Origin of the sequence: Nitratidesulfovibrio oxamicus, assembly GCF_015731765.1 — a bacterium.
Lineage (GTDB): Bacteria > Desulfobacterota > Desulfovibrionia > Desulfovibrionales > Desulfovibrionaceae > Cupidesulfovibrio > Cupidesulfovibrio oxamicus.
In genome coordinates, this window is sequence record NZ_VRYY01000603.1 from 1 (window position 1) to 1,156 (window position 1,156).

2 protein-coding genes are annotated in these 1,156 nt (G+C 71.6%); both read right to left on the bottom strand.

From position 1 onward, the window contains the following. A partial coding sequence (locus FVW20_RS16130) for a DJ-1/PfpI family protein (RefSeq protein ID WP_196610397.1) occupies positions 1–360 on the bottom strand: 360 nt, incomplete at its 3' end. Between the two features lie 211 nt (positions 361–571). After that, on the bottom strand, positions 572–1,156 hold a 585-nt coding region (locus FVW20_RS16135), incomplete at its 5' end, for a GlxA family transcriptional regulator (RefSeq protein WP_196610398.1).

A 1,156-nucleotide genomic window follows, 5' to 3' on the forward strand; every position in this document is an offset into this window, starting at 1 on the left:
TTCCGATCTCAGGCCCGCCGCGTGCAGGATCAGCGTGCCGGTGCACACGGCCGTCACCCAGCGCGCCGTGGCGGCCCGGGCCGTCACCCATTCCAGCAGGCCGGGGTCGGACAGGGCATGCCGGGTGACATCGGCGGTGCCGGGCAGCACCAGCACGTCCAGCGGCGGCGCGTCGGCAAAGGTGTGGTCGGGGATCATGCGCAGCCCGCCAGCCCCCCGCAGCGCCCCGGGCCGTGCGGCAATGGTCACGATGGTGTCGTTGCCGCCCGCGATGTGTCGTGATGCGGCGAATACCTGCTGCGGGCCGACAAAATCCTGCTCCGCCACCTGTTCGTAGATGTACAGGCCGTAGGTGGTCATGGGTGCTCCCTGTCGTGGTTGTGCGGTTGTCGCGGTTGATGGGTCGCTGCATGCCTGGCGCATGCCGGGCGCAGCCGACGCCCCCCTCGGCATGCACCCGCGCGCCAGCCCGCCACAACGACACACGCCCCGCAGTTCGCGCCATGGCGAAACCGCAGGGCGTCATGCACCACCGGACAATCAACGCGCGCTCCTGCCCCGGCGCGCCGCCTCAACCGCTGAAGTGCTCCAGATACTGGCTGGGCGTCACACCCATTCGCCGCTGGAAGGCCCGTCGCAACCGCTCCTCGCTGCCGAATCCGGCGGCAGCGGCCACGGTCTGCATGTGCGATTCGCCCGATTCCAGCAGTTCGCGCGCCCGGTCCAGCCGCAACTGCTCCACGTAGCGCGCCGGGCTCATGCCCGTTTCCTGCGGAAATACCCGCGCGAAGTGGCGCGGGCTCATGTGGGCCTGCCCGGCCAGACGTTCCACGCCCAGGTCCTCGCCCAGGCGCGCTTCCATCCAGACGTGCAGCGGGCCGAATCGCGCCCCGGCCCGCGCCTGAGCCCGCAGCGGCGCGCTGAACTGGCTCTGGTTGCCCACCCGTCGCCGGTACACCACCAGCAGCCGGGCCACCTCCATGGCCGTGGCCGGGCCAAGGTCTTCTTCCACCAGATGCAGGGCCAGGTCGATGCCCGCCGTCACCCCGGCGCTGGTCACCACGCCGCCGTCCCGCACGAAGATGGCGTCCGGCTCCACCCGCACCGCCGGATAGGCGGCGGCCAGCCGGGCACAGGCCTGCCAGTGGGTGGTGGC